Origin of the sequence: Aphanizomenon sp. UHCC 0183 (genome assembly GCF_009712065.1) — a bacterium.
GTDB classification, from domain to species: Bacteria; Cyanobacteriota; Cyanobacteriia; order Cyanobacteriales; family Nostocaceae; genus Dolichospermum; species Dolichospermum heterosporum.
Window position 1 is genome coordinate 7258 of the sequence record NZ_VILC01000132.1, and the last position, 2741, is coordinate 9998.

Annotated in this window: 2 protein-coding genes; both read left to right on the forward strand. The window is 43.5% G+C overall.

From position 1 onward, the window contains the following. Positions 1-287 precede the first annotated feature (287 nt). Positions 288-518, forward strand: coding sequence for a NifU family protein (locus tag FJR37_RS24465; RefSeq protein ID WP_039204985.1), 231 nt, complete (start codon positions 288-290; stop codon positions 516-518). A gap of 101 nt (positions 519-619) precedes the next feature. After that, on the forward strand, positions 620-2741 hold a 2122-nt coding region (locus FJR37_RS24470), incomplete at its 3' end, for a glycoside hydrolase (RefSeq protein WP_168467357.1).

Genomic DNA, 2741 nt, shown 5'->3' on the forward strand with positions numbered 1-2741 from the left:
GGGAAGTGGGGGGAGTGGGGGAAGTGGGGGAAGTGGGGGGAGTGGGGGAAGTGGGGGGAGTGGGGGAAGTGGGGGGAGTGGGGGAAGTGGGGGGAGTGGGGGAAGTGGGGGAAGTGGGGGCAGGGGGCGGGGGAGAAAAATATTCTTTTGCAACTGACAACTGACCAATAACCAATAACCAATGACCAATGACAACTAACAACTAACCAATTAGTCATTCCCAGCCTAAACTAGATCATTAGCAACTTGGATAATTACCAATTTATTTACTGAGCAGGTCTGAAAGCATGGAACTAACGCTAGAAAATGTAGAAACCGTATTAGACGAGATGCGCCCTTATCTGATCTCTGATGGTGGTAACGTGGAAGTTGTAGAATTGGATGGACCAGTTGTTAAACTCCGGTTACAAGGTGCTTGTGGTTCTTGTCCTAGTTCTACTATGACTCTGAGAATGGGTATTGAACGCCGTCTCAAGGAAATGATTCCCGAAATCTCCGAGATAGAACAAATCATGTAAATCACTCGTAATGGGGAATGGGGGAAGAGGTAATTGGTAAGATATACTTGTCACCTGTTCCCCGTTCCCTATTTTCCATCACCTACTCTTTTATATATTATATGTCTCATCCTTTGCACGTTGCGTTTATCTGGCATCAACATCAACCGTTGTACAAGTCTCCTGAAAATGGTAGTTCTCTAGTGACTAGCCAGCAGTACCGCTTGCCTTGGGTACGTTTACATGGGACTAAGGATTATTTGGATTTAGTATTATTGTTAGAGAAGTATCCTAAACTGCACCAAACGGTGAATTTAGTTCCCTCGTTAATATTGCAAATAGAAGATTATGTTGCAGGTACGGCTTTTGACCCTTATTTAACTGCTAGTTTGACTCCTGTAGAAAAGTTGACTCGTGAACAAAAAGAGTTTATTGTTCAACATTTCTTTGATGCTAACCATCATACTTTGATTGATCCTCATCCTCGTTATGCCCAGTTGTATTATCAAAGACAGGAACAGGGACAAAATTGGTGTTTAGCAAATTGGCAGTTGTCAGATTATGGGGATTTACTAGCTTGGCATAATTTAGCTTGGATTGATCCTTTGTTTTGGCACGACCCGGAAATTGCAGCGTGGTTAGAACAAGGACGTAATTTTAGTTTAGGCGATCGCCAGCGCATTTATTCCAAACAGCGGCAAATTCTCAGTCAGATTATTCCCCAACATCGGAAAATGCAGTCAAGTGGACAACTGGAAGTTACCACCACTCCCTATACTCACCCGATTTTACCCCTCTTAGCTGATACTAATTCAGGACGGGTGGCTGTGCCGCAGATGACATTACCTAAACAGCAGTTTCAGTGGGTAGAAGATATCCCCCGGCATTTACAAAAATCCTGGGATTTATATATAGATAGGTTTGGGCAAGATCCTAGAGGTTTATGGCCTTCTGAACAGTCCGTTAGTCCAGAAATATTACCGTATATTATTAAACAAGGGTTTAAATGGATTTGCTCAGATGAAGCGGTTTTAGGTTGGTCATTAAAACACTTCTTTCATCGAGACGCTGCGGGAAATGTCCAAGAACCAGAATTGCTCTATCGTCCCTATCGTTTGCAAACTGCCGCTGGTGATGTATCTATAGTTTTTCGTGATCATAGATTATCGGATTTAATTGGTTTTACCTATGGATCTATGCCGGCAAAGAAAGCAGCAGCGGATTTAGTTGGACATTTGCAAGCGATCGCTAAACAACAAAAAGAAAGTAACGATGATCAACCTTGGTTAGTGACAATTGCCCTAGACGGGGAAAATTGTTGGGAATTTTATCCCCACGACGGGAAAGACTTCTTGGAAACATTGTATGAAAGTTTGAGCAATGAACCCCATATCAAACTTGTCACCGTTTCCGAATTCATTGAAAAACACCCACCTACCGCCACTATTCCCGCTGCACAACTCCATAGTGGTTCTTGGGTAGACGGCAATTTTACCACATGGATAGGAGATCCCGTCAAAAACCGCGCCTGGGACTATCTCACCGCAGCTAGACAAGTCTTAGCAAATCATCCCGAAGCCACAGAACAAAACAACCCAGCAGCCTGGGAAGCCCTATATGCGGCTGAAGGTTCAGACTGGTTTTGGTGGTTTGGAGAGGGACATTCTTCCAATCAAGATGCCATTTTTGACCAATTATTTCGGGAACATCTCTATGGCATTTACAAAGCCTTAAATGAACCCATACCTCCATATCTGCACACCCCCCTAGAAATCCATCAAGCCCGTTCTGACCATAAACCACAAGGCTTTATTCATCCTATCATAGATGGTAAAGGTGATGAACAAGATTGGGACAAAGCTGGGCGCATCGAAGTTGGTGGTGCTAGAGGAACAATGCACAACAGCAGCACTATCCAACGTTTATGGTATGGGGTAGACCATTTGAATTTTTATGTGCGAGTAGATTTTAAAACAGGTGCTGTTCCTGGCAAAGATATACCTCCAGATTTGCACCTATTCTGGTATTATCCAGATAGAACAATGGTGAATAGTTCCATACCTCTAGCCGAAGTACCAGACAGCGCACCTTTGAATTATCTATTTCACCATCATTTAGAAGTTAATTTACTCAGTCAATCGGTGCAGTTTCGAGCAGCAGGAGACAATCATTTATGGTATCCCCGTGCCTCTCGCGCCCAAGTTGCGTTAGATTCTTGTTTAGAAATAGCAGTACCTTGGGCTG